This is a genomic window from Candidatus Andeanibacterium sp., from assembly GCF_057143545.1.
This window is the reverse complement of the sequence record NZ_DBNHSF010000091.1, coordinates 17,654-40,292: the sequence shown is the minus strand read 5'-3', so window position 1 is coordinate 40,292 and position 22,639 is coordinate 17,654. Positions and strand designations below refer to the sequence as shown.

The following is a 22,639-nucleotide window of genomic DNA, read 5'->3' as shown; positions in this document are numbered from 1 at the left end:
GGCGGATTGGCGGTGCTGTACGGCAATATCGCCGAAGACGGCTGCATCGTGAAGACCGCCGGGGTCGACGAGAGCATCCTCAAATTTTCGGGTCCGGCCAAGGTGTTCGAGAGCCAGGACGCCGCCGTCACCGCGATCCTGACCGACCAGGTCAAGGAAGGCGACGTGGTCGTGATCCGCTATGAAGGACCCAAGGGCGGGCCGGGGATGCAGGAAATGCTCTATCCCACGAGCTACCTCAAATCGAAGGGACTCGGGAAAGCCTGCGCGCTGTTCACCGACGGGCGCTTCTCGGGCGGCACTTCGGGCCTGTCGATCGGCCATGCCTCGCCCGAAGCGGCCGAAGGCGGGGCGATTGCACTGGTCGAGGAAGGCGATACGATCGAAATCGACATTCCGGGCCGCACGGTCAATCTGCTGGTGTCCGATGCCGTCCTGGCCGACCGCCGCACAGCGATGGAAGCCCGGGGCTGGAAGCCCGCCAAGCCGCGCAGCCGCAAGGTCTCGGCCGCGCTCAAGGCCTATGCCGCGATGACCACCAGCGCCGCGCGCGGGGCCGTGCGCGACGTCAGCCAGCTCGACCAGAGCTGACCGGATGCGCCTGATCCGACGCGGTTTCGGGACGATCCGATCCTGCGGCGGGTTCAGAAGTTTAGCGAATTGCTGCTACGGACAGTGCCGATGAGCAGCGTGTCGAACCAGATCCTCACGGTCGCGCAAATGCAGGCCGCGGAGCAGTCCCTGATCGATGCCGGAAGCAGCGTCGAGGCGCTGATGCGTGTGGCGGGGGAAGGCGCGGCGCAGTGGATCTACCGCATGGCGTGGCCGAAGCCGGTCACCGTGTTGTGCGGCCCGGGCAACAATGGCGGCGACGGTTATGTCATTGCCGAAACGCTCCGACAGCGCGGCCTCGACGTCGCGGTGGTGGCCCCGATCGAGCCGGAAACCGCCGCCGCGAAGGATGCCCGCAAGGCCTATCGGGGGCCCGTGGCCAAGGATGCCGGCGAGCGGCATGGCGGAACCTTCGTCGACTGCCTGTTCGGCAGCGGGCTGGCCCGGCCCCTGTCCGCGCAATTGCTGGAACTCCTGACACAGCTCGCGGGGACGCATCATCATCGCATTGCCGTCGACTTGCCAAGCGGGATCGAAAGCGACAGCGGCCAGCGGCTCAACCAGGGCCTGCCCGATTACGATTGCACGATCGCGCTCGGAGCGTGGAAGTTCGCCCATTGGCTGATGCCAGCGGCGGCCGGGATGGGCGCGCGCAAGCTGGTGCCGATCGGCGTTGAGCGCGTCCCCGATAGCGCCAGCCTGGTCGCCAGACCGCATTTCAACCCGCCGGCACCGGCCGACCATAAGTACAGCCGCGGCTTGCTCGCCGTGGTTGCGGGCCAGATGCCCGGCGCCAGCCTGCTGGCCGCCCGCGCGGCGATGCATGGCGGGGCGGGCTATGTGAAGCTGGCGGCGCAGAAGCCGCCCGCCAATTGCCCGGACGGGTTGGTGGTCGATCCGCGCGCCAAATCCGACCCTCGCACCGCGGCGATGCTGATCGGTCCGGGGCTTGGCCGGACACCGGACAACATCAAGGCGTTGCGCGAGTGGATCGCCGAAAGCCTGCCGCTGGTGCTCGATGCCGATGCGCTCGCGCTGCTCCAGCCTGCAATGCTCGCCAATCGCTCGCGACCCACGATTGCCACCCCGCATAGCGGCGAACTTTCGATCATGGCCGAAAGCTTCGGGGTCCAGGCGACCGGGAAGGTCGATCTGGCGAGGCAGCTCGCGAGCAAGACAGGAATGCTGATCATTGCCAAGGGGCCCGACACGGTGATCGCTTCGCCCGAGGGTCGGATTGCGATTGCCCCGACCGGCTCGAGCTGGCTTTCGACCGCGGGAACCGGCGACATCCTCGCCGGGCTGGTGGCTAGCCGGCTCGCCGCAGGTTCCGATCCGTTCGAGGCAGCCTGCGAAGGCGTCTGGCTGCATGGCGAGGCGGCGCGGCTGGCTGGAGCGGCCTTTGCCGCAGAGGACCTGATCGCGCATATTCCCGCTGCCTACACCGCCTGCCTGTGAGCGAACCGGGCGAAATCGTCCGCGTCGCCGCCAAGGGCGATGGCGTCACGGCGGATGGGCGGCATGTCCCGCTGACTGCGCCGGGCGACCTCATCGCGGCCGATGGACAGATCCATCGCGGCCCGCATCATGTCGAACCGCCGTGCCGCCACTTCGGCAGATGTGGCGGATGCCAGCTGCAGCATTGCGACGAAGCGACTCTGGCCCAATTCGTCAGCGACCGGGTCGTCAATGCCGCCAAGGGGCAGGGCATCGAGCCGGATCTATTGGTGCCCGCCTATCTGTCGCCACCATCCAGCAGGCGCCGCGCGACCCTGCATGCGCAAAATGGCGGGAGCGGCGCGCAAATCGGCTTCCGCGAGGCCGGATCGCACCGTCTCGTAAACCTGAGCGAATGCCATGTGCTCGCTCCCGAATTGTTCGACGCGGCGCGGCTGCTGCGCGGCCTGCTCGATGACCGGAAGGGCAAATATGCGGCCGAACTCGAATTGACGCTGGCCGACCAGGGCGTCGATTGCGGGATCAAGGGCCTGATATTCGAAGGACTCGAAGCGGCGGAAGGACTGCTCGATTTCGCCCGTTCGAACGGGTTTGCGCGCCTGACTGTCGACGAGGGCTATGGTCCCGAGACGCGCTGGGAGCCCGAGCCGGTCACGATCACCCTTTCGGGCACCCCCGTGGCCCTGCCGTCCGGCGCATTCCTTCAGGCCACGAAAGATGCGGAGGAAGCGCTGGTTGCAGCAGCTGTGGAATGGCTCAGGGACTCGAACACCGTTGCCGACCTGTTTTCAGGCCTGGGGACCTTTGCCTTTGCGTTGGCCGGTTCTGCCAGGGTGCTGGCAGTCGAGGCCGCGCGCGAAGCGCATCGCGCCTGCAAGGCAGCTGCAGGAACCAGCGGCAAGGCCGTTCACGCGCTCCATCGCGACCTGTTCCGCAACCCGCTCCAGCCAGAGGAATTGAACCGCTTCGACGCGGTGCTGCTCGATCCGCCGCGCGCCGGCGCGCGCGAGCAGGCGCAATTGCTGGCCCGAAGCAGCGTGAAGCAGGTGGTCTATATCAGCTGCAACCCGTCAAGCTGGGCACGCGACGCAAGGACGCTGGTCGAGGGTGGCTATCGCGTGAAGGAGGTTCGACCGGTCGGACAATTCCGCTGGTCAACCCATGTAGAAGCGGCCAGCCTGTTTACTCGCTCAGCCTACTCGTCGTCGTAGTAGTAATAATACCAGTACTCGTCCGCATCGGCGAAGGGGTCGCTTACATACGCATCTCGGTTCATGCCGTCGCAGGCAAAGCCCCTCTCGCTGGATGATTTCGCGCCGTCGATGGCCAGCCAGTTTGAATCGAATTGGGGCGTGCTGAGATATTGCCTGTCTGATCCGTAATCGGCGGCTCCAAGAATCCGGTATTGCAGGTTCACGCAATCGAACTCGATGGTCCATTTGTGATAATCGCCGACTTCGTGCGAGAGAAAGATGCCGACGCTGGCGTTGCCCCCGTTGCGATAAATGCTGTCGGCGTCGGCATAGGCGATCACCTCGCCATCGGCGTAAAGACCGTACCAACTCTCGGCCGCCGCGGGGGCGGTAAGGCAGGTGGTCAGGGTCAAGGCAAGCAAGGTCTTGTTGCGCATCGCGTGGACCTCCGGGGAAGGCACTGCGAATCGTGCGATCGCCCCTCCAAATGCGAGAGCATCACGAAGCGCCCCTCGGGGCAAGCGTGATTATCGGTCAGCGGTGCACAGCTTCCCGCTCAGCCGGCGAGGAAATCGCCTGCCAGTTCGATCGTTGCGGCCTCGATCAGCTCTTCGTCGGGGCGCCAGAATTCGGCGGTTGCCGCGAAGGGATCCGTCACTTTCCGTTCGCCCGCCTTGCCGCAGGCAAAGTCGCCAAAGCTGGCATAGAGCGAACCCTTGCCGATCTTCTTCCATTCGCGCGAACCCGGCAGGCTGGTTACCTGCTTGCGCTGGCTGTCGAGCCCGCCGACTTCGTCCACCAGGTACGAGGAGTCGGCGCAACGGAACCGGACCGAGCTGACCAGGAATTCGATATTCGCCTTGCTGCCCATCGGCTGGCGCAGGCCGAGCATCACCCGGGCGGATACCGTATCGCCGTGCGCCGCGATGCTGTCGGAATCGCCATAGCCGATCGCGTCGCCGGTGATGGCGAGTTCGTACCAGTTTTCGGCGGATGCCGGGGCCGCGACCAGTGCGGTGAGGGCGGCAGCCAGCAGGAACAGCTTTTTCAAGGACTACTCCGGGAGAATCAAACGCGAATTGTTTCGGTTCGATTGCACCTGCCCGCCGAATGTTACGGTTTGAGGAAAGCCCTGTGACAACCCTATTCCGGTTTGACCGCCGGAGCCCGCTTCGCTTCCGCAAAGGCCAGAAGCGCGCCATAGGTTTCCAGCAATTCGCCATCCACCTCGTCGTCTTCGATCAGGATGCCGAGCCGGTCTTCCATTTCGGTCAGCAAGCCAGCGACCGCCATCGAATCGAGTTCGGGCAAATGGCCGAACAAGCCGGTATCCGCGTCGAATTCGTCGACCAGCTCGTCGCTCAGCCCAAGGGTTTCGCAGAGAATCTCGCGCAGCAGGATATCGGTTTCGCTGCGCGGAGGCGCAGTATCGGGAATGGCAGTCATGCGATCGACGGAAATCCTTGGCAAACTCGGCGCGCTCTAGCCAGAGCCGAGGCATGAGGCAACCTGCCAAGCCAAACGCTTGCCACGCGCCGATGGCCCCGCGATATCGGCCACATGCCAATCGCGCTCGATCCCGAGGCCAAGCCGCTCGATCACCTCGTCCTGTTCGGCGAGGATGACGCTCCCGCGCTGCTGCTGCGCAACGGGGCCTTGACCTATTCCCGGCTGCGCGCGCGCATCGCGCTGCTGGCTGCCTGGCTCGAACACAAAGTTCCACAAAAGGGGGCGAGGGTGGCCAGCTGGGCGGCCAAGGGCGAACTGACCTGCGTGATGCCGCTCGCCGCCGCGCGGGCGGGGCTGGTGCATGTCCCGATCAACCCGCTGCTCAAGCACGCCCAGGTCGCACATATCCTGGCCGATAGCGGGGCAGCGCTGCTGCTGGGCAATGCGGCCCGTTTGCGCAGCCTTGGCGAGGGCGACGTGCCCCAGGATTGTGCGATGGTCGAGGAGGAGGAAGCCTGGTCAGCGGCGCAACACCTTGGCGGCGCGCTGGGGCCCTCGGCGGCCGATCCCGCCGAACTCGCGGCGATCCTCTACACCAGCGGCTCGACCGGGCGACCCAAGGGCGTGATGCTGAGCCACGCCAATCTCTGGCTCGGCGCGGTCAGCGTGGCGCATTACCTCGGGCTGGAAGCCGACGATGTCGTGCTCGCGGTGCTGCCGCTGTCGTTCGATTACGGCCAGAACCAGCTGCTGTCGGCCTGGCGCGCGGGGGCGAGCGCGGTGCCGCTCGATTACCTGACCGCGCGGGACGTGGTGAAGGCCTGCGCGAGGCACAGGATTACGACGCTCGCCGCCGTTCCGCCGCTGTGGGTGCAGCTGGTCGAGCAGGATTGGCCTGCGGAGGCCTCGGCACCCATGCGGCGGCTGACCAATAGCGGCGGCGCGCTGACCGAAAACATCGTCGGGCAATTGCAGGCGATCTTTCCCGGGGCCCGGATCTACCCGATGTACGGCCTCACCGAAGCCTTTCGCTCGACCTTTCTCGATCCGGACCTGGTCGAAAGCCATCCGACCTCGATCGGCAAGGCGATCCCCTTTGCCGAAATACTCGTGATCGGCGATGATGGCGCGGTGACGTCGCCGGGCGAGGAGGGCGAACTGGTGCATTGCGGGCCGCTCGTGGCGCAGGGCTATTGGCGGGATAGCGAGCGGACCGCAGAGCGCTTCAGGCCTGCTCCCGATGCGTCGGAATATGGCGGAATTGCCGTGTGGTCGGGCGATCGGGTGGTGCGCGATGCGGAGGGCTTGCTCACTTTCGTCGGGCGGCGTGATGCCATGATCAAGAGCGCGGGCAACCGCATCTCGCCGCAGGAAATCGAGGAGGCCGCGCTTGCGACCGGGTTGGTGCGCGAAGCGGTGGCGCTGGGGATCGAAGACGAGCGGCTCGGCCATGCGGTCCATTTGGTGGTGACCGGCGAGCAAGGCGGGGAGGCCGAATTGCGCAAGGCGCTGGCGCGTGAATTGCCAAATTTCATGCAACCGCAGGCAATCCACTGGCGCGACCGGCTGCCGCTCAATCCCAACGGCAAGCTCGATCGCGCAGGTTTGGCGAGAGAAATCGCCGGGGAGGAAGCCCGATGAAACCGTCAGGTCCGATTCCGCCCGGTTTCGAGCAGCAAGATGATCAACTGGCCATTGGCGGGAAGTCCGCCAGCGAACTGGTCGAATTGGCCGGGGGAACGCCTTTGTTCGTCTATTCGCGCGATATGATCGAACGGCGGGCCGCCGAACTTCGGCGAGCGATTCCGGATAGAGTCTCCATAAATTACGCCGTTAAAGCAAATCCTTATCGTCCAATCCTCCAACTACTGTCAACTCTGGTCGACGGCTTCGACATCGCCTCGGGGGGAGAACTGGCGCTGGTACGCGAGGCCGGGATTGCGCCCGGGACAGTCAGCTTTGCCGGGCCTGGAAAGCGCGACGACGAGCTTGAAGCGGCAATCGCGGAGGGGGTGACACTGAACCTCGAATCCTACGGCGAAGCGCGGCGCGCCCTGGCAATCGCCGAGCGGCTCGGTGTCACCCCCCGACTGGCGATCCGTGTCAATCCGGACTTCGAACTGCGCGGCTCGGGGATGAAGATGGGTGGCGGGGCCAAGCCGTTTGGGGTCGATCACGACCGGGTGCCCGCGCTGGCGAAGGAGCTCGTTGCGGCCGGGGCCGAATGGCGCGGCTTGCACATTTTCGCCGGGAGCCAGGCGCTTGATGCCGCGGCGGTGATCGAGGCCCAGGCAAACACGCTCGACCTTGCCGCGCGGCTGGCCGACGAGATCGGCGCACCGCTCCCCGCGCTCAATATTGGTGGAGGCTTCGGGATCCCTTATTTCTCTGGCGACCAGCCGCTCGACATCGCCGCGGTCGGAGCCGCGCTTGAGCGCCGTCTCGAAAATCTGCCCGAAATCCTCGCAGATGCGGAATTCCGCCTCGAGCTTGGCCGCTACCTGGTGGGCGAGGCGGGGGTCTATTTGACGCGGATCGTCGATCGCAAGGAAAGCCACGGCCAGACCTTCCTCGTCACCGATGGCGGATTGCACCACCAGCTGGCCGCATCGGGCAATTTCGGCACGGTCGTGCGGCGGAATTACCCAGTCGCGATCGCAAGCCGCTTCACCGCCGAAATGGTCGAAGAGGTCAATGTAGTCGGCTGCCTGTGCACGCCGCTCGATCGCCTGGCCGACCAAGCGGGGCTGCCAAGAGCCGACCGGGGCGACCTGGTCGCCATATTCTGTGCCGGGGCCTATGGCGCCACCGCGAGCCCTTCCGCATTTCTGGCACAGGGACCCGCCCGCGAAATGCTGGTCTGATCCGGATTCCGGCACGACCTGCTCACCGGGGAATTCCCGTTAACCCGCCGGAAACCAAGGTTTTCTGGGTCTTGGCTAACAGGATGTTCACCAATTTCCGCGAAATGCGTTCACGGGATCATGCCTCAGCGCCGCATCGCTGCGTCATCGGCCCCGCAGAATTTTGGATGACGTCGGGACCGTGAGTGAGCGAATTGGAAGTCACCCCTGAACCTTTGGTCAACGGATTGTCCGTCGATATCGAGGACTGGTTCCCGGTGGGCGCGTTCGAAGGCGTCTTCGAACGCGGCGCATGGGATGGCCATGTCCGCAATATCGAAAGCAATGTCTGCAGGGTGCTCGAGATGTTCGACCGGGCCGATGTCAAGGCGACCTTCTTCACCTTCGGCTCGCTCGCCAAGCGCCAGCCCCGGCTGATGCAGCAGATCGCCGGTGCAGGCCACGAACTCGCCAGCCACGGTTGGGACCGTGTACGAGTCTATGCAATGGACCGCAGCCGGTTCGCCACGAACATTCGCAGCGCAAGGCACGCGATCGAGGACGCATCGGGCTTTCCGGTCGTCGGCTATCGCGCGCCCGGCTTCTCGATCGATAACCGCACGCCCTGGGCATATCTCGAGCTCGCGGACCAGGGCTACGCCTACAGTTCCAGCATCGCGCCCATTTCCCACCGCTATTTCGGTTGGGGCGAAGCGCCGCGCTTCGCCTTCAAGCCCTTGCCATGGACCGACCTGGTGGAAATTCCGATCACGACGGCCGAGTTCGGCGGCAAGCGGATGGCTGCCGGCGGGGGCCTGTTTCGCGCTCTTCCCTATGGTCTCTCGCGTTGGGCGATCCGCCAGGTCAACCGCCGCGAATATCGGCCGGCCATCTTCTTCTTCCACCTTTGGGAGCTCGACCCGGAGCTGGGCCAGGCACAAGGCATGCTGGCCAGTTCGAACCCAAGGCAATCCGCCAGGTTCGATACGATGGCGCAAAGGCTGCGACAGCTGGTCGACGAGTTCACCTGGGGCAGGATCGATGTCGTGGCCCATCGCGAAGCGTCCAAGTTGCGGGACCTGGCGGCATGAGCCTTCCCATGACGGATGAAGCCCTTCGCGGCGAAACTGGTGCTTGTGGCAGGCGCCGTTCGGCCGGGAATGCTCGCCCCGGGATGACAGCGGGATGAGCGCGGAAATCCTCTTGCTTGCCAACCGCATTCCGTTCCCGCCGGACCGGAGCGAAAAGATTCGCGCGCACCATGTGCTCAAGAGCCTGGCGGAGATCGCCCCGGTCCATGTGGCGACCTTTGCCGAAACCGGGCAGGATTGGGAGCAAAAGGGCGAGCTGGCTTCGGTCGCGGCGAGCCATTGCCTGGCGCATCGCCGGAAGCCCGAACTGATCGCCGGGGCCGAGGCGCTGCTCCGCCGGGAGCCGCGCAGGGCGGCCGCATATCGCGACGCAAAGCTCGCCCATTATGTCGGAGAGATCCTCGCGAGCCGCCCGATAGAAACGATCTACGTGTTCACCGCCGAGATGGGGCAATATGTTCCTGCCGGTTTCAGGGGCAGGGTCGTGGCCGATCTGGTCGATGTGGTATCGTCCAAGATCGAGGCCTCCTCCAAGTTCGCGAGTTGGCCAAACACCTGGTTCCAGGCACGCGAGAGCAGGCTGCTGAGGCGGCTCGAAGAGCGCCTGGCGCACCGCGCGGAACGCACCCTGCTGGTCAGCGAACAGGAGGCAAGTCTGTTCCGCTCGCGGCTCGAACAACCGAAGGGTGCGCGGATCGTTGCCCTGCGCAGCGGGATCGACATCGACTACTACGATCCGAAGCAGGTTCGGCCGGAACCCTCGCTCAGCGAAGGACGCGGCCCGCATCTGGTGTTCACCGGCCAGATGAATTCCCCCCACAATGTGAGGGCCGCACGCAGGGTGGTCGAAGCGATGCTGCCCGCGGTTCGGGAACATTTTCCGTTTGCCCAGTTTCACATCGTGGGAAGGGAGCCGACGCACCAAATCCTCGAATTCGACTGGCGGGATGGCGTACGGGTCTGGGGAGAGGTGCCCGATCTCAGGCCCTTCCTTGCCGCGGCGGACGTCGTTCTGGCGCCGCTTGAATCCGTGCGCAGGGTGGAACACAAGGTCCTCGGGGCCATGGCAATGGCGCGCCCCGTGGTCCTTACCCGGGAAGCGGCAATCGAACTGGATGCGGAGGACGGTGTCCATTTCGCGATCGAAGAGAGCAATGATGGCTTCGTCGCGCGGCTTCACCATCTGCTTGGCAACAGGGACGCTGCCTCGGCGATGGGCGCGGCTGCGCGCAACTACGTCATCGAAAATCACGGTTGGCGCGCAATGCTTGCCGGCCTTCCGGGACTTGTCGGCCTGGGTGGACTGTGCGTCGCCGATCTCCGCGCAGCCTGAGCCGGCCATCCTGCAGGCCGGCCGCCATCTGACAAAACTGTTGCAAATATTGCATGCACTTCGATGATTGGTGCAAGTAGGGCAAAGCAATTCCGTGCCGGGCGATAGTTAACAGCAAATTAAACAAATCGTTTGCCAAGCGACTCGACACTGACGTAGATTCTTCAATGACTTCGGTAGTGAACATGAGAAACGCGCCGGAGCGAGGTCGAAGGTGAGGTGAGCATGGATCGAGTTTCGAGCAGTCTCGACCGACAGGAATCCGGCAAGAACAACGCCGATGAACCGGTCATGGTTCTCGGCAAGGGAACCGAAGAACTGGTCGCAGATTGCGCGAAACGTTCATCTATTCCAGATAAATTATTCAGTCTCAATGAGTTGGAAGTACTTTACGATAGCGATCGAGAGGCGCTCTGGACTTATATGAGGCCGGTCGGGAGACCAAGTTTTACCCAGCCGATGCTGCGCGATTTTGTCGACTGGCAGGACCTGATCGGCGAGAATTTCGGTCCGGGAAAGGTACCGCTCAAATTCCTGATCCTTGGCAGTCGCGCGCCCGGCGTATTCTGTTTCGGCGGCGACCTCGAACTGTTCCAGAGTCTGATCCGCGCGAGCGACCGCAACGGACTGGTGCAATATGGATACAGGTGCGTGGAAATCCTTCATCGCAACATCCACTCGCTCGACCTGCCGATCCTGACTGTTGGCCTGGTCGAAGGCGCCGCGCTTGGGGGCGGCTTCGAAGCCCTGCTCTCCTTCGACTATATCGTCGCCGAGCGGGGAGCGACCTTCGGCCTGCCCGAGATCATGTTCGGACTGTTCCCGGGCATGGGCGCGCATGCGATCCTCTCGCGGAAGCTCGGCAGTGCGATGGCCGACCGGCTGATCGTGTCGAACGAGACCTATACCGCCGAACAGATGTACGAACTCGGGATCGTCCACCACCTGGCCGAGACTGGGGAAGGCGTGTCGGCCTGCCGTGAATTCGTCGACAAATCGATCCGCCGGCATGTCGGCCTGGTCAATTCGCGCAAGGCGATGAAGCAGGCGAGCCCGATCAGCCGCGAGGAATTGAAGCGGATCGTCGACCTGTGGGCCGATGCTGCGCTTCAGTTGCGCGAGCAGGACCTCAAGGTGATGAGCCGGCTCGCCGCGGCACAATCGCGGCTCGCCTGCGCAGCCTGAAGCAATTCAGCGCGCGTCCACCAGGACCAGTTCGGCATCTTCGATTGCTTCGACGGTGACCGTCGCCTCGCCGGTGATTGCTACACCGTCGCGAGAGTTCGCTTCCTTGCCGTTGACCCGGATACGCCCGCTGGCTGGCACCAGGTAGAGGTGGCGCCAAGTGTCGGCTTCGTAACTCAGGCTGTCTCCTGCCTTGACTGTCGCCGCCATCACCCGTGCGTCACTGCGGATCGGCAGGGAATCGTCGGCTTCGGGCTCGCCACTGGCCAGGATAACCCATTTCCCGGCGCGGTCGCCGCGCGGGAATTCGCGCATTCCCCAACTTGGTTCGCCTCCCCGCTGGTCCGGGATGATCCACAATTGGAACAGTGTCGTTTCCTCGTTCTCGAGATTGTATTCGGAATGGACCACGCCGTTTCCGGCGCTCATCACCTGTACGTCGCCCGCGCCGGTGCGGCCGGTATTGCCCAGGGAATCCCTATGCGTGATCGCTCCGCTGCGAACGAAGGTAATGATTTCCATGCTTTCATGGGGGTGGGGCGGGAAACCGCTTTTCGATGCGATCTTGTCGTCGTTCCAGACGCGAAGCTTGCCCCAGCCCATGCGCGAGGCGTCCTGGTAGTCGGAAAAGCTGAAATGATAGCGCGTGTCGAGCCAGCCATGGTCGCGATGCGCCAGGCCATCGAAAGGTCTTATGTCAATCATGGAAATGTCCACCTCGGCGGGGTGTTGCCGCCGGAAATGCGTCGGATATGGGGCCGAGTCGCTTCATTTCAACCGGCGACGCCATGGCCGGTTGCCAGGTAGTCCGCGCTTTGCATTTCCCTGAGGCGGCTCGCGGTACGGGCAAAGTCGAAGCTGCCGTCGCCTGCCCTGTACAGGCCTTCCGGCTGTGCATCGGCCGAAGCGATCAGGATCGCGTTGTGCTCGTAGAGCGCGTCGATCAGGGTGACGAACCGCGCCGCCTCATTGCGCTGCTCGGGCCCCATCGCGGGGATGCCGACAATGATGACGGTGTGATAGGTCCGGGCGACGGCGAGGTAATCCGCCGCCCCGCGCGCCTCGCCGCACAGCCGCTTGAAGCTGAACACCGCCACCCCTTTCAGGCTCTTGGGCACATGCAGGGTGCGGCCCCCTCCGACATCGAGCTCGGCGCTTGGCACATTGGCCGCGTCCTCGGGATTGTAGTCGGTCAGGCGGAAGAACGCCTCGCGTAACTGAACCGTTGCGTCCGGACCGTTGGGGACATGCCAGGTCGGCATCCCGCCGAGCCGTTCGAGCCGATAATCGACCGGGCCATTGAGCTCGACCACGTCCATCAACTTCTCGACCAGGTCGATAAAGGGCAGGAAATGCTCGCGATTGAGACCGTCCTTGTAGAGGTCGCGCGGCGGGCGGTTTGACGTGGCGACGATCGCCAGGTCGATCATCAGCCGCTTGAACAGCCGGCTCATAATCATCGCATCGGCCGAATTGTTGACCACGAATTCGTCGAAGCACAGGCAATCGATCCCTTCGGCGATACGCTCGGCGACAGGAGCGATCGGATCGCCGGCTTCCTTCTCGCGCTCCTCGCGCAGCATCTGGTGCACTTCGAGCATGAAGGCGTGGAAATGCACCCGCCGCTTCTTGTCGGATTCCAGCGTCTGGTAGAACAGGTCCATCAGCATCGATTTACCCCGGCCGACCCCGCCCCACAGGTAGATGCCCTTGGCTTGGGGGCCGGTCGGATAGGTGGTGAAGCGATGGATCCAGCTGCGCTTCGGCGCGCGCCATTCGAGCGCGATCTGGAGCCGTTCCAGCTTCTCTGCCGCCGCCTTCTGGTCGGGATCGGGCTTGAGTTCTCCCGCGGCGACGAGCGCGGCATATTTGTCTGAAATGCCGCTCAGCAGTGCCACCCCGTGCTCGATCGACGACCGGAAACGCCGGAACTCATTCGGGGCGTTTCAACATCGAAATGATCTGCATCGCCAGTGCGATATCCACGATCTGTTCGGCTTCCTCGGCCGACAGATAGTCGCGGTTCCAAAGCTCATCCGCAGGAAGCCATGGCAACTGGTCCGGATCCAGGCGTTCGTCAACCACCAGCCTGGCGTAGCGCAGGAATCCCCTCGTATGGAGAAACGCCGTCGCCTCAGGGCTTCCTGGAACGAGGTTGGCGAACGTTTTCCGCTCGTCTCCGGATAGCTGTTCGAGAGCAAGCGGGCTCATATTCCCTTCGGCATCGACCGCAGGCAGGTCCTCGGTTGCGGCCATGGCCCCATGCCTGACGGGAGGATTGAAATGCGCCGCGATGTTCATGCCGAGTGCATCGTCGACGATCCTGGCTTCGGCCTCCGACAGATACGTCCGGTCCCAATTGGGTCGATCGGGCAGGGCGGGGAGATCCTCCGGTAGAAGCTTGCCGTCGACCACCAGCCGGGCGTAGCGAAGAAACGCCCGTGTATAGAGGAAACGGGTAGCTTCGGCACTGCCTGGAACCAATGCGGCATAAGTGGGCTGCTCGTTGGCGTCCAACTGCTGCGGAGTGAGCGGTGCGATGTTACCGTCGATGTCGACGACGGAAAGCTGAGTGTCATCGGCGAGTTGGGCGAGCGCCGGTTCAACCGAAACCACCGCGAGCGAGAGCGCGAGCCCGAATGAGGCGGTCGATCTGGCCATGATTCTCCCCTCCTTAACGCTAAACATACGCTTGAATTCAACGTATGAACAGCAGGGGGCCTCGCCGTTCAGGCCAGCCGCTCGACCTGCAGCTTCTTGATCTCGGCAATCGCCTTGGCGGGGCTCAGGCCCTTGGGGCAGACATTGGCGCAGTTCATGATCGTGTGGCAGCGATAGAGGCGGAACGGATCTTCCAGCTCCTCCAGTCGCTCGCCGGTCATCTCGTCGCGGCTGTCGGCGAGCCAGCGATAGGCCTGGAGCAGGATTGCCGGGCCGAGGAACTTGTCCGAATTCCACCAATAAGACGGACACGCCGTCGAACAGCACGCGCACAGGATGCACTCGTAAAGCCCGTCGAGCTTCTCGCGCTGTTCGGGCGATTGCAGGCGTTCCTTGCCGCTCGGCGTCGGGCTGACAGTCTGTAGCCAGGGCCGGATCGAGGCGTATTGCGCATAGAAATGCTTGAAGTCGGGCACGAGGTCCTTGACCACTTCCATATGCGGAAGCGGCGTGATGCGGACTTCCCCCGATCCGCAATCCTCGATCGCGGTGGTGCAGGCGAGGTGATTGCGGCCGTTGATGTTCATCGCGCAGGACCCGCAGATCCCCTCGCGGCACGAACGGCGGAAGGTCAGGGTCTGGTCGACCTCGTTCTTCACCTTTATGAGAGCATCGAGCACCATCGGACCGCACTGGTCGAGATCGATCTCGAACAGGTCGTAGCGGGGATTTTCGCCGCTATCGGGATCGTAACGATAGATCCTGAAGCGCTTGACCTTGGCGCCGCCCGGCGACTTGTGCTCGCGCGTCTTGCCGGTGATCTTGCTGTTCTTGGGAAGAGTAAAGCTGGCCATCTGCGCCTGTCCTGCGGGATGTTCGATGCTCTAGCAATTCTGCCACGCGGGGCAAGCCGCAGGCGGACTATTTGTAGCGAACGCCACCCTTCACGACGGCATCGACGCTTTCGAGTTCGCGAATATCGGCCAGCGGATCGCCATCGACCGCGACGATGTCCGCCCACGCACCGGGCTTCAGCACACCGACCTCGCCGGACTGGTCAAGGGCCTCGGCGGCATTGATTGTCGCGGCCTGGATCGCTTCGAGCGGCGTCATTCCGTACTCGACCATGATCTTGAACTGTCCGCCGGCCGTCTCATGCGGCATCACGCCGGCATCGGAGCCGAATACCATCTTCACGCCGCCCTGGTGCGCCGCGCGGAAATTGTCGCGCTGGAGCTGGCCGACATCGCGGTCTTTCTTGAGGTTTTCTTCGAGTACGCCGTTCTTCCTGCCTTCGGCCTGGGTGTATTCGGTGTTGAAGATATCCATCGAGAAATATGTGCCGTGTTCCCTGGCAAGTCGGATGCCTTCGGCATCGACCAGGCTGGCATGTTCAATCGTGTCGATCCCGGCGCGGATCGCATTCTTGATACCTTCTGCGCCATGCGCATGCGCTGCTACCTTGAGTCCCCAGAAGTGAGCCTCTTCGGCAATCGCGCGCAATTCCGCTTCGTGCAGCTGCGCCTGGCCGGGTTCGGTGTTGCGCGAGAAGACCCCACCCGTTGCACAGACCTTGATCACCTCGGCGCCATATTTGCGTTGTTCGCGCACCCGCTTGCGCAATTCGTCCGCGCTGTCGCCCATCGCCGGGCTCTTGTCCTGGAAGCTGGGAGGCAGATAGGTGCTGTCGCAATGGCCTCCGGTCGCTCCAAGGCCGTAATTCGCCACGACAATCCGGGGGCCGGGAATCCAGCCTTCCTCGATTGCCTGGTCGATGCCGACGACATTGTAATCGTCATCGCCGAGGTTGCGCACGGTCGTGAAGCCCGCCTTGAGCATCTTATCGGCATTGGCGACCCCCAGCACGGTCCAGAACCGATCGGTGAACTGGAGGCTCGAATAACCGCCATATTCGGGGCGGCCGTCGAGATGGACATGCATGTCGATCAACCCGGGCAGGATCGTATGTCCGGTCAGGTCGATGATTTCGGCATCGGCGGGCGCGGTACCGCCGCTCGCGACCGATTCCACCTTCCCGTCAACCACCTTGACCAGGGGAGCTTCAAGATATTGCCCGGTTTCGACATCGAGCAGCCTGTCCGCCGTGACGTAAACCGTCTCGGCGAGGGCCGACGGACCGAATGTCGAAAATGCCGCACCAGCCATCAACGCGAGGGAACGCTTCACAGCCTGCTACTCCTATTCCTGGTCCTGTTCGCCGAAGGTCCTTTGCCACCAGCCGCGGCGCGGCGCTTCTCCCGAGGAGGTCTCGCTGCTCGCGGCCATTTCGGGTTCGCCGAGGGGAACCTCCTCTGGCTTCTCGGCGGCCGGCTTCTTTCGGCTGTTGCGCCTGGGCTTGGCTTCTTCCGCCGGGGCCTCATCGGACGATTCGACGGCCACCGCCGGAGCTTCTTCCTTTGCCGCGGCCTTCTTGCGCGAGCGCCGCTTGGGCCCTTCTTCGGTCGGTTCCTCTTTCACGACATCCTCGACCGGGGCGTCTTCCTCGGCCGGAACCTGTTCGTCGACCTTGGCCGCCGCCTTCTTCCTTGGAGCCCGCTTCTTCGGCTTTTCCTTTGCAGGTTCGGGGACATCCTGCGGCCCGGCAACAACCGCTATGTCGTCCTCCAGCTTTTCGGCGATTTCCTCCGATATTTCCGGAGTATCGATTTCGGAGGCCTGTCCGGCACCGTCCTGCCGCTTGCGCCGGCGGCCACCGCGGCGCCGGCGCTTCCTGCCGGAGCCTTCGCCTTCGTCAACAGCTTCCGCTGTTTCGAACCTGTCGGGCTCGGCTGCCTCGTCGTCCTCGCCGGCCGTTTCCTCGCGATCCCTTCGCTTGCGTCCGCGCCCGCCGCGCCGCCGCCGCCGCTTCTTGGGGCGATCGTCCTCTTCTCCATCCTCGGCGAAGTCCTCCACGTCCTCGATATCGTCCTCATCCTCGATCACGGCGATGGGTTCGAATTTCGGAGTCGACGAGGGGCGGGGGCCAGAGCTTTGAACCCGCATCTTGGCGCCTTCGTCCTCGCCTTCGGGAACGACATTGACCGTTACGCCGTAGCGCTGCTCGATCTCGACCAGGTCGGCGCGTTTCGAATTGAGCAGGTAGATCGTCGCTTCGGTGCTGGCATAGAGCGTGATCAGTGTTCCCTTGCCCTTGGCGGCCTCGTCCTCGATCAACCGGAGCGCCGAAAGGCCGGCGCTTGAGGCGGTCCGTACGAGCCCGGTTCCGTCGCAATGCGGGCAGGAGCGGGTGGTCGCCTCTAGCACCCCCGTGCGCAGTCGCTGACGGCTCATCTCCATCAAGCCGAAGCTCGATATGCGTCCGACCTGGATCCGGGCGCGATCGTTCTTGAGCGCATCCTTCATCGCCCGTTCGACCTTCCGGATATTGGAACTGTATTCCATGTCGATGAAGTCGATCACCAGCAGGCCCGCCATGTCACGCAGGCGCAGCTGGCGCGCGATCTCCTTGGCTGCTTCGAGATTGGTTGCAAGTGCGGTCTGCTCGATCCCGTGTTCCTTGGTCGAGCGGCCCGAATTGATGTCGATCGACACCAGCGCCTCGGTCGGGTTGATCACCAGGTAACCGCCCGATTTCAGTTGGACGACCGGTTCATACATGGCCGTAAGCTGGTCTTCCGCGCCGTAGCGCTGGAACAGCGGCACGGGGTCCGAATAGGCCTGCACCCGCTTGGCATGGCTTGGCATCAGCAGCTTCATGAACTGTCTGGCCGCCCTGTAGCCTTCCTCGCCTTCGACGACGACTTCCTCGATTTCGCGATTGTAGATATCGCGGATCGCGCGCTTGATCAGGTCGCTGTCCGAATGGATCAGGTCGGGGGCGGTGGACGTGAGCGTCTTTTCGCGGATTTCGTCCCACAGCCGCGCAAGATAGTCGAAATCGCGCTTGATCTCGGTCTTGGTGCGCTGAAGCCCCGCTGTGCGAACGATGCAGCCCATGGTCTTGGGCAGCTTGAGTTCGGCAACGATCTCCTTGAGTCGCTTGCGGTCGCCGGCATTGGAAATCTTGCGTGAGATCCCGCCGCCATGGCTCGAATTGGGCATCAATACGCAATAACGGCCGGCCAGGCTCAGATAGGTGGTGAGAGCAGCGCCCTTGTTGCCGCGCTCTTCCTTGACCACCTGCACCAGCAGGACCTGGCGGCGCTGGATAACGTCCTGGATCTTGTAGCGCCGGCGCAAGGCCATGCGCTTGGCGCGAATTTCGTCGACTTCCTTGGCCCGGGATCTTTCCCCCTGTCGGCGGCGGCCTCGACCCCCGCGACGCGGCCTGGCATCCCTGCCTTCGCCGTCCGCCTCGCCGGATTCGGCATCCGAATCCTCGGAAGTCTCTTCGGCATCGTCGGAATCGTCCTCGTCATCTTCATCGCCGTTCTCGACATGGCCGGCTTCGATGGTCGAAACCTCGTCCTTTTCGGAAGTGTCGATTTCCTCGATCGCTTCGCCTGCCATTTCGTCGGCAAAGGCTTCGGAACCGTCTTCGTCCCCCGGCGCGTCGATCTCGCCGTCTTCTTCCTCTTCCTCGGCCGCCCTCAGCAGGGCTTCCTCCTCGGCGGCCGCCGCCTCTTCGGCAAGCAAGGCCTCGCGATCCTCTTTCGGGATCTGGTAATAATCGGGATGGATCTCGCCGAAAGCCAGGAAGCCATGACGGTTGCCTCCGAAATCGACGAACGCCGCCTGCAGCGACGGTTCGACGCGGGTAACCTTGGCTAGGTAGATGTTGCCCTTGATCTGCTTGTGTTCGGCGGATTCAAAATCGAATTCCTCAATCCGGTTGCCCTTGAGGACCGCCACCCTTGTTTCTTCCGGGTGGCGCGCATCGATCAACATGCGCGTTGACATTGTAAATTCTCCAGGCGCGCGGCCCGCTTGCGATCCTGTCGCAAGCACGGGGATGTGCACGCAAATATGTTTGTGAACCGGCAGTCTGCGATCTGCCGGAGAAGCGGAATGTGTCTGCAGAAACGCGAATGCACGGCGATATGCATCGTGCCGCCAGCCCAGCCGACATCGCAACGCAGGCTTTATCCTGCGGCGGTCTTTTATGGCTCTGGCTTCTCATTTCGGCATCAACCTGTGGCTTGCCCGGCCTCCTTGCGGAAAGCTCGGGCGGTATCCGGAAAGGCGGCCCTGCAATTCTGTTCGAACTGGCCGGGCCGACAAAGCGACCAGGCTGCGACGCCGAACCTTGGGCAGGCCTGCCCGGGCGGCGGATAGCTAGCACCGGGCCTGCGGTCGGGCAACCTTATTGCGCGCAAGGGTAAATTTCTCTTGTCGCGCCGGGGATTGTCACCTTAACCAGCCGTCGTAATGTCGCTGCGTTTACAGCTCCTGCTGCTCGCCATTTTCCCGGTGGCGCTGCTTGCAGGCCTTTACTGGGGAGGTATCTCGATCCCGGTGCCACATCTGGGGCGCGGTTACGTGCTGCGGTTCGAACTTCCGCAGACCGGAATTGAGCCCGATCTTCCCGAAATCCTGGGCCCACAGGATCTCACGCGACCGCTGGTCGTGATCGATCCCGGCCATGGCGGATACGATCCCGGGGCGACCGGCGGCGGCTTCCAGGAAAAAGACATCGCCCTGGGCCTCGCACTCAGCCTCAGGGACCGGCTGCTGGAGGAGGGCGGGATCAGGGTCGCGCTTACGCGGGATAACGATCGCTTCCTCGTCCTTGAAGAGAGGGCGGATATCGCGCGCCGGCTGGACGCCGACCTGTTCCTGTCGATCCACGCCGATTCCGCCGGCGGCAGGAGCGGTATCGGCGGGGCGACGATCTACACTCTTTCCCGGGATGCTTCGGATGCGGAATCGGCCTTGCTGGCCGCACGGGAGAATAGTGCCGACGATATCAACGGGGTATCCCTCGCCGGCCAGAGCGACGAAGTCAGTGCGATCTTGTTCGATCTTTCGCAGCGTCGTGCCGGCGGGGAAGCTGCTGAATTCGCAGGCCTGATAGAGCGCGAGGGCCAGGGGCACATCCAGTTCCATCCCGAGGTGCAGAGATCGGCCAATTTCGTTGTGCTGCATTCGCCCGATGTGCCGGCGGTGCTGTTCGAAGCCGGATTCGTGACCAATCCCGAAGACGCAAGAAGGCTCGCGTCGCCGGAAGGAAGGGCGCGATTTGCCGAGGCGCTTGAGCGCGCGATCCGCGTCTATTTCGCGCGCAATTCCGGAATATGATGGCGGTTGGTCGCTTGCTTCTGGCGAACTGCCGAATCCCCATGCTAAGATAGAGTTGCAATGGTTGAATTGGCACAAGTGAGCGGACAATCGATCCGTTACAGGCTGACCCGTGGGGCCAGCAGCTGGTTGGAGTGGTTCAAGGACAACTGGCGGCAGAGCCGGATGTTCAAGCTGCTTTCGACGCTGCTGCTGATGGTCTTGTTGGCCTATTTCATGGTCTGGCTGTTCCTTGCCCGCGGTCTGCCCGATGCGAATATGTTGCTCGAATACGAGCCGCCTCTGCCGACGATGGTCCGCGGAATCGATGGCGAGATCGTCGATTCCTATGCTCGCGAACGCCGCGTCCAGCTGCAATTCAAGGACTTCCCGGAACAGCTGATCAACACCTACCTGTCGGCCGAGGACAAGACCTTCTGGACCCACAGCGGAATCGATTTCGGTGGGTTTGTCGGGGCTGTCATCGACTATGTCAGCAAGATCGGCTCGGGCGAAAGGGCCGTCGGCGGATCGACGATCACCCAGCAGGTTGCGAAGAACATCCTGGTGGGCGACGAATATTCGATTACCCGAAAGCTCAAGGAAATGATCCTGGCACGGCGGATCGAAGGCGTGCTGAGCAAGGAACAGATCCTCGAGCTCTACCTGAACGAGATCCCCCTCGGTCGGCGCAGCTTCGGGGTGCAGGCAGCGGCCCGTGCCTATTACGACAAGGACGTTGCCGACCTCGAACTGCACGAAGCGGCGTTCCTGTCGATCCTGCCCAAGGCGCCCGAACGCTATGGCCGCCCGCAAAACCGGGAGATTGCGATTGAACGCCGCAACTGGGTGCTCGACGAGATGGCTGACAATGGGTGGGCCAGCCAGGCAGAGGTGGAGACGGCAAAGGCGCAGCCGCTGGGCTTGGTGGCGGAACGCGCACCGCTCAGCCAGGTCGATGCGGCCTATTTCATGGAAGAGGTCCGCCGCCAGCTGGTCGCGGAGTTCGGCGAACAGGCGGAGGACGGCCCGAACAGCGTCTATGCCGGCGGCCTGTGGGTGCGAACTTCGCTCGACACCGAATTGCAGCAGGCGGCGAGCGATGCCCTGCGCGCAGCCTTGCTGCGCTATCACGGCAATCGCGGCTGGACGGGTCCCATCGCGACCATCGATCTCGACGCCGGGAGCTGGCGCGGCCAGTTGCAGAGTTCCTTCCTGTCGACCAGCTACAAGAACTGGCGCATCGGCGTGGTCACCGCAAGGACCGGCGATCGCGGGACGATCGGGTTCACGAACGGGCAGGAAGCCCCGCTCTCCAGCCTGCCTGACAGTCTCAAGCCGGGCGATGTGATCGCGGTTGAGCCGGCTGGATCGGGATTTGCCGTAAGGACAGTCCCCGAGGTTTCCGGAGGATTCCTGGCGCAGTCGCCCGAAACCGGGCGTGTCCTGGCGATGCAGGGCGGTTTCGACCAGCGCCTCAATTCGTTCAATCGGGCGACTCAGGCCCTCCGTCAGCCGGGCTCCACGATCAAGCCCTTCGTCTATGCGACCGGGCTCGAGCATGGCTTCACCCCGGCCTCGATGGTCCCGGACGAGCCCTATTGCGTCTATCAGGGCTCGATCCTGGGCGAGCATTGTTTCCGCAATTTCGGCGGGCAGGGCGGCTCGGGCGAGCACACCATGCGCTGGGGGCTCGAACAGTCGCGCAACCTGATGACCGTCCATATCGCCGCCGATACCGGCATGAATTACGTCACCGACACCTTCCGGCGCGTCGGTATCGGCGATTACGACTCGTATCTTTCATTTGCCCTGGGTGCGGGTGACACCACGGTTGCCAACATGGTCAATGCCTATTCGGCGCTGGCCAATCACGGGCTGCAGCACCCCCAGACCGTGATCGACTTTGTGCAGGATCGCCATGGAAAGGTGATCTGGCGCGCGGACAACCGCAAATGCACCGGCTGCAACATGGACGAATGGGACGGCAAGCCGATGCCGCGTTTCAAGCAGTCCGGGAAGCAGGTCATGGACCCGCGAACTGCATTCCAGGTTGTGTATATGCTCCAGGGAGTGGTCCAGCGCGGAACGGCTGTCAGGCTGCGCGACCTCGACCTGCCGCTGTTCGGCAAGACCGGCACCACCAACGGTCCGACCAATGCCTGGTTCGTGGGCGGCACACCCGATATCGTCGCCGGGACCTATATCGGCTTCGACCAGCCGAAGAACCTGGGCGGATACGTTCAGGGGGGCAACACCGCGGCGCCCATTTTCAAGGAGTTCGTGCAGGCGACCAGGTCGCATTGGAGCGACCGGCCGTTCCTTGCTCCGCCCGGGATCCAGATGGTTCGGATCGATCGCAGGACCGGGCGCCAGGTCTATGATGCCTGGCCGACCAACGACCCGCTTGCAGGCGTGATCTGGGAAGCATTCCGCCCGGACACCGAGCCGCGGCGCGGCGCCGGGCAGGACGATATAAACGAATTGCGCGACCTCGTGATTGCTCAATTGCGCAGGAGGGAACAGGCGGCTTCGTCCGGCGTTTCGGCCGGCGCGGGCGACCAGCCAGGCAACTTCGCCGAAGAGCAAGGTGGCATTTATTGAGGGAAACACCTAAGTTCCCTTCCGAATATTGGA

18 protein-coding genes and 1 pseudogene are annotated in these 22,639 nt (G+C 63.4%); 10 read left to right on the top strand and 9 right to left on the bottom strand.

All coding sequences use genetic code 11. The features are described from left to right. The 3 genes and pseudogenes from AC16XC_RS05765 to AC16XC_RS05755 all read left to right on the top strand — a co-directional run. Positions 1 to 591, top strand: a pseudogene (locus AC16XC_RS05765) (dihydroxy-acid dehydratase); the annotation flags it as partial. A 90-nt stretch (positions 592 to 681) separates the two neighbouring features. After that, positions 682 to 2,070, top strand: a complete 1,389-nt coding sequence (locus AC16XC_RS05760) for an NAD(P)H-hydrate dehydratase (protein ID WP_484033689.1) — start codon at positions 682 to 684, stop codon at positions 2,068 to 2,070. Then, a complete protein-coding gene (locus AC16XC_RS05755) occupies positions 2,067 to 3,281 on the top strand; it encodes a class I SAM-dependent RNA methyltransferase (protein ID WP_484033688.1) in 1,215 nt (404 codons plus the stop codon). Before AC16XC_RS05760 ends, AC16XC_RS05755 begins: the two co-directional genes overlap by 4 nt. Here the strand turns inward: AC16XC_RS05755 and AC16XC_RS05750 are convergent. The 3 genes from AC16XC_RS05750 to AC16XC_RS05740 form a co-directional block, all read right to left on the bottom strand. Next, the gene (locus AC16XC_RS05750; RefSeq protein WP_484033687.1) at positions 3,266 to 3,700 is read right to left on the bottom strand and encodes a hypothetical protein; all 435 of its coding nucleotides are present in this window, start codon (positions 3,698 to 3,700) and stop codon (positions 3,266 to 3,268) included. The two genes, AC16XC_RS05755 and AC16XC_RS05750, sit on opposite strands and share 16 nt — an antisense overlap. A gap of 119 nt (positions 3,701 to 3,819) precedes the next feature. Then, entirely contained in the window at positions 3,820 to 4,314 is a 495-nt protein-coding gene (locus AC16XC_RS05745; RefSeq protein WP_484033686.1) for a hypothetical protein, read from the bottom strand. A gap of 92 nt (positions 4,315 to 4,406) precedes the next feature. Beyond that, positions 4,407 to 4,709: an acyl carrier protein gene (locus AC16XC_RS05740; protein ID WP_484033685.1), complete on the bottom strand. Its 303-nt coding sequence runs from the start codon at positions 4,707 to 4,709 to the stop codon at positions 4,407 to 4,409. A 114-nt stretch (positions 4,710 to 4,823) separates the two neighbouring features. Between AC16XC_RS05740 and AC16XC_RS05735 the strand changes: the two genes are divergently transcribed. The 5 genes from AC16XC_RS05735 (at position 4,824) to AC16XC_RS05715 (ending at position 11,164) form a co-directional block, all read left to right on the top strand. Further along, a complete protein-coding gene (locus AC16XC_RS05735; protein ID WP_484033684.1) occupies positions 4,824 to 6,353 on the top strand; it encodes an acyl-CoA ligase (AMP-forming), exosortase A system-associated in 1,530 nt (509 codons plus the stop codon). After that, positions 6,350 to 7,576, top strand: a complete 1,227-nt coding sequence (locus tag AC16XC_RS05730; protein ID WP_484033683.1) for a pyridoxal-dependent decarboxylase, exosortase A system-associated — start codon at positions 6,350 to 6,352, stop codon at positions 7,574 to 7,576. The genes AC16XC_RS05735 and AC16XC_RS05730 overlap by 4 nt, the downstream gene beginning before the upstream one ends. A gap of 185 nt (positions 7,577 to 7,761) precedes the next feature. Beyond that, entirely contained in the window at positions 7,762 to 8,646 is an 885-nt protein-coding gene (locus AC16XC_RS05725; RefSeq protein WP_484033682.1) for an XrtA system polysaccharide deacetylase, read from the top strand. Between the two features lie 94 nt (positions 8,647 to 8,740). Beyond that, the gene (locus AC16XC_RS05720; protein ID WP_484033681.1) at positions 8,741 to 9,979 is read left to right on the top strand and encodes a TIGR03087 family PEP-CTERM/XrtA system glycosyltransferase; all 1,239 of its coding nucleotides are present in this window, start codon (positions 8,741 to 8,743) and stop codon (positions 9,977 to 9,979) included. A gap of 291 nt (positions 9,980 to 10,270) precedes the next feature. Next, the gene (locus AC16XC_RS05715) at positions 10,271 to 11,164 is read left to right on the top strand and encodes a crotonase/enoyl-CoA hydratase family protein (protein WP_484033692.1); all 894 of its coding nucleotides are present in this window, start codon (positions 10,271 to 10,273) and stop codon (positions 11,162 to 11,164) included. Positions 11,165 to 11,170: 6 nt separating this feature from the next. Here AC16XC_RS05715 and AC16XC_RS05710 read toward each other — a convergent pair whose 3' ends face one another. The 6 genes from AC16XC_RS05710 to AC16XC_RS05685 all read right to left on the bottom strand — a co-directional run bounded on the left by AC16XC_RS05710 (position 11,171) and on the right by AC16XC_RS05685 (position 18,685). After that, complete coding sequence (locus AC16XC_RS05710) at positions 11,171 to 11,869, bottom strand: pirin family protein (RefSeq protein WP_484033680.1); 699 nt, start codon at positions 11,867 to 11,869, stop codon at positions 11,171 to 11,173. Between the two features lie 68 nt (positions 11,870 to 11,937). Next, positions 11,938 to 13,053 carry a cell division protein ZapE gene (gene zapE / locus AC16XC_RS05705; RefSeq protein WP_484033691.1) on the bottom strand — a complete coding sequence of 372 codons (1,116 nt, stop codon included), beginning with the start codon at positions 13,051 to 13,053 and terminating at the stop codon, positions 11,938 to 11,940. Positions 13,054 to 13,096: 43 nt separating this feature from the next. Next, complete coding sequence (locus AC16XC_RS05700; protein WP_484033679.1) at positions 13,097 to 13,825, bottom strand: hypothetical protein; 729 nt, start codon at positions 13,823 to 13,825, stop codon at positions 13,097 to 13,099. A gap of 68 nt (positions 13,826 to 13,893) precedes the next feature. After that, positions 13,894 to 14,679, bottom strand: coding sequence for a succinate dehydrogenase iron-sulfur subunit (locus AC16XC_RS05695; protein ID WP_484033678.1), 786 nt, complete (start codon positions 14,677 to 14,679; stop codon positions 13,894 to 13,896). Between the two features lie 67 nt (positions 14,680 to 14,746). Next, complete coding sequence (locus tag AC16XC_RS05690; protein WP_484033677.1) at positions 14,747 to 16,012, bottom strand: Xaa-Pro dipeptidase; 1,266 nt, start codon at positions 16,010 to 16,012, stop codon at positions 14,747 to 14,749. Between the two features lie 12 nt (positions 16,013 to 16,024). Continuing rightward, positions 16,025 to 18,685 carry an Rne/Rng family ribonuclease gene (locus AC16XC_RS05685; protein ID WP_484033676.1) on the bottom strand — a complete coding sequence of 887 codons (2,661 nt, stop codon included), beginning with the start codon at positions 18,683 to 18,685 and terminating at the stop codon, positions 16,025 to 16,027. 468 nt (positions 18,686 to 19,153) lie between these two features. Here AC16XC_RS05685 and AC16XC_RS05680 point away from each other — a divergent pair, with 468 nt between their 5' ends. Continuing rightward, positions 19,154 to 20,023: an N-acetylmuramoyl-L-alanine amidase family protein gene (locus AC16XC_RS05680; protein ID WP_484033675.1), complete on the top strand. Its 870-nt coding sequence runs from the start codon at positions 19,154 to 19,156 to the stop codon at positions 20,021 to 20,023. 60 nt (positions 20,024 to 20,083) lie between these two features. Continuing rightward, on the top strand, positions 20,084 to 22,606 hold the full coding sequence (locus AC16XC_RS05675; RefSeq protein ID WP_484033674.1) for a penicillin-binding protein 1A: 2,523 nt from the start codon (positions 20,084 to 20,086) through the stop codon (positions 22,604 to 22,606). Positions 22,607 to 22,639: the final 33 nt, after the last annotated feature.

Bases quoted from the DNA above. Each gene is read 5' to 3' on its own strand.
- AC16XC_RS05760 (WP_484033689.1), top strand. From the start codon at position 682: ATGAGCAGCGTGTCGAACCAGATCCTCACGGTCGCGCAAATGCAGGCC.
- AC16XC_RS05750 (WP_484033687.1), bottom strand. From the start codon at position 3,700: ATGCGCAACAAGACCTTGCTTGCCTTGACCCTGACCACCTGCCTTACC.
- AC16XC_RS05740 (WP_484033685.1), bottom strand. From the start codon at position 4,709: ATGACTGCCATTCCCGATACTGCGCCTCCGCGCAGCGAAACCGATATC.
- AC16XC_RS05735 (WP_484033684.1), top strand. From the start codon at position 4,824: ATGCCAATCGCGCTCGATCCCGAGGCCAAGCCGCTCGATCACCTCGTC.
- AC16XC_RS05730 (WP_484033683.1), top strand. From the start codon at position 6,350: ATGAAACCGTCAGGTCCGATTCCGCCCGGTTTCGAGCAGCAAGATGAT.
- AC16XC_RS05720 (WP_484033681.1), top strand. From the start codon at position 8,741: ATGAGCGCGGAAATCCTCTTGCTTGCCAACCGCATTCCGTTCCCGCCG.
- AC16XC_RS05715 (WP_484033692.1), top strand. From the start codon at position 10,271: ATGGTTCTCGGCAAGGGAACCGAAGAACTGGTCGCAGATTGCGCGAAA.
- AC16XC_RS05710 (WP_484033680.1), bottom strand. From the start codon at position 11,869: ATGATTGACATAAGACCTTTCGATGGCCTGGCGCATCGCGACCATGGC.
- AC16XC_RS05700 (WP_484033679.1), bottom strand. From the start codon at position 13,825: ATGGCCAGATCGACCGCCTCATTCGGGCTCGCGCTCTCGCTCGCGGTG.
- AC16XC_RS05695 (WP_484033678.1), bottom strand. From the start codon at position 14,679: ATGGCCAGCTTTACTCTTCCCAAGAACAGCAAGATCACCGGCAAGACG.
- AC16XC_RS05685 (WP_484033676.1), bottom strand. From the start codon at position 18,685: ATGTCAACGCGCATGTTGATCGATGCGCGCCACCCGGAAGAAACAAGG.
- AC16XC_RS05680 (WP_484033675.1), top strand. From the start codon at position 19,154: ATGTCGCTGCGTTTACAGCTCCTGCTGCTCGCCATTTTCCCGGTGGCG.
- AC16XC_RS05675 (WP_484033674.1), top strand. From the start codon at position 20,084: ATGGTTGAATTGGCACAAGTGAGCGGACAATCGATCCGTTACAGGCTG.